This window comes from Lysobacter sp. Root604 (assembly GCF_001427505.1).
In the GTDB taxonomy this organism is placed as follows: Bacteria; Pseudomonadota; Gammaproteobacteria; order Xanthomonadales; family Xanthomonadaceae; genus Lysobacter.
In genome coordinates this window covers 1-2,500 of record NZ_LMGS01000009.1, presented here as the reverse complement: position 1 = coordinate 2,500, position 2,500 = coordinate 1, and the positions used below count along the sequence as shown (strand labels likewise).

2 rRNA genes (1 of these 2 cut by a window edge) are annotated in these 2,500 nt (G+C 54.3%); both read left to right on the top strand.

The window, feature by feature from the left end:
• Positions 1–2,141 (top strand): 23S ribosomal RNA (locus ASD69_RS08470); it begins 737 nt to the left of the window's first position.
• A gap of 184 nt (positions 2,142–2,325) precedes the next feature.
• Positions 2,326–2,440: ribosomal RNA gene (gene rrf, locus ASD69_RS08465) — 5S ribosomal RNA — on the top strand.
• Positions 2,441–2,500 lie beyond the last annotated feature (60 nt).

Genomic DNA, 2,500 nt, shown 5'->3' with positions numbered 1-2,500 from the left:
AGGGGATGAGGTGTGATTAGGAGTGAAAAGCTAATCGAACCCGGAGATAGCTGGTTCTCCTCGAAAGCTATTTAGGTAGCGCCTCGGACGAATACTACTGGGGGTAGAGCACTGTTATGGCTAGGGGGTCATTGCGACTTACCAAACCATGGCAAACTCCGAATACCAGTACGTACTATCCGGGAGACACACGGCGGGTGCTAACGTCCGTCGTGAAAAGGGAAACAACCCAGACCCACAGCTAAGGTCCCAAATTCATCGCTAAGTGGTGAACGATGTGGAAAGGCACAGACAGCCAGGAGGTTGGCTTAGAAGCAGCCACCCTTTAAAGAAAGCGTAATAGCTCACTGGTCGAGTCGGTCTGCGCGGAAGATTTAACGGGGCTAAGCGATGAACCGAAGCTTGGGGTGCATACTTTGTATGCGCGGTAGAGGAGCGTTCCGTAAGCCGTTGAAGGTGGATTGAGAAGTCCGCTGGAGGTATCGGAAGTGCGAATGCTGACATGAGTAACGATAATGCGGGTGAAAAGCCCGCACGCCGAAAGCCCAAGGTTTCCTTGCGCAACGTTAATCGACGCAGGGTGAGTCGGCCCCTAAGGCGAGGCAGAAATGCGTAGTCGATGGGAAGCTGGTTAATATTCCAGCACCTCGCGTAAGTGCGATGGAGGGACGGAGAAGGTTAGGTCTACCCGGCGTTGGTTGTCCGGGAGAAAGCAGGTAGGTGTGGGTCTTAGGCAAATCCGGGACCCTTTAACACCGAGCAGCGAGACGAGCTCATTAGAGCGAAGTGACTGATACCACGCTTCCAGGAAAAGCTCCTAAGCTTCAGCTTACGCAGACCGTACCGTAAACCGACACAGGTGGGCAGGATGAGAATTCTAAGGCGCTTGAGAGAACTCGGGTGAAGGAACTAGGCAACATGGCACCGTAACTTCGGGAGAAGGTGCACCCCTCTTGGTGGCTCATGCGAGCTACAGCTGAGAGGGGTCGCAGTGACCAGGCCGCTGCGACTGTTTATCAAAAACACAGCACTCTGCAAACACGAAAGTGGACGTATAGGGTGTGACGCCTGCCCGGTGCTGGAAGGTTAATTGATGGGGTCAGCCGCAAGGCGAAGCTCTTGATCGAAGCCCCAGTAAACGGCGGCCGTAACTATAACGGTCCTAAGGTAGCGAAATTCCTTGTCGGGTAAGTTCCGACCTGCACGAATGGCGTAACGACAGCGGCGCTGTCTCCACCCGAGACTCAGTGAAATTGAAATCGCTGTGAAGATGCAGCGTTCCCGCGGCAAGACGGAAAGACCCCGTGAACCTTTACTATAGCTTTACACTGAACGTTGAGTTCGTCTGTGTAGGATAGGTGGGAGGCTATGAAACCATGGCGCTAGCTGTGGTGGAGCCATCCTTGAAATACCACCCTGTCGTGCTTGACGTTCTAACCTAGGCCCGTAATCCGGGTCGGGGACCGTGTATGGTGGGTAGTTTGACTGGGGCGGTCTCCTCCCAAAGTGTAACGGAGGAGCACGAAGGTACGCTCAGCGCGGTCGGACATCGCGCACTGTGTGCAAAGGCATAAGCGTGCTTGACTGCAAGATCGACGGATCAAGCAGGTACGAAAGTAGGTCTTAGTGACCCGGTGGTTCTGTATGGAAGGGCCATCGCTCAACGGATAAAAGGTACTCCGGGGATAACAGGCTGATACCGCCCAAGAGTTCATATCGACGGCGGTGTTTGGCACCTCGATGTCGGCTCATCACATCCTGGGGCTGTAGTCGGTCCCAAGGGTATGGCTGTTCGCCATTTAAAGTGGTACGCGAGCTGGGTTCAGAACGTCGTGAGACAGTTCGGTCCCTATCTGTCGTGGGCGTTGGAGATTTGAGAGGGGCTGCTCCTAGTACGAGAGGACCGGAGTGGACGAACCTCTGGTGTTCCGGTTATCACGCCAGTGGTATTGCCGGGTAGCTATGTTCGGAAGCGATAACCGCTGAAAGCATCTAAGCGGGAAGCGCGCCTCAAGATGAGATCTCCCGGGACTTTAAGTCCCCTAAAGGAACCATCAAGACTAGGTGGTTGATAGGCAGGGTGTGTAAGTGCAGCAATGCATTGAGCTAACCTGTACTAATGATCCGTGTGGCTTGACCATATAACCTCAAGTTGCTTTGGTCTCCACGATATGTCTGACGGCTTTCGTCAACGCTTCTTCATGAAGTAAACTTCGCTACGTCCCAACTTATTCGCCGACGACGGGGATCATTCCGTCGAAAGCAACCCAACGAGAGCGTGCGCGCAACCTCAGTACACCGAGATCTGCGACCCTCCACCCTCTCCCTGGTGATAATAGCTGTGTGGAACCACCCGATCCCATCCCGAACTCGGAAGTGAAACGCATATGCGCCGATGGTAGTGTGGCCTAAGCCATGCAAGAGTAGGTCATCGCCAGGGGCTTCATCCGAAGGCCGGTTCCCGCAAGGGGGCCGGCCTTCTTCTTTGCGCGAAACAAAR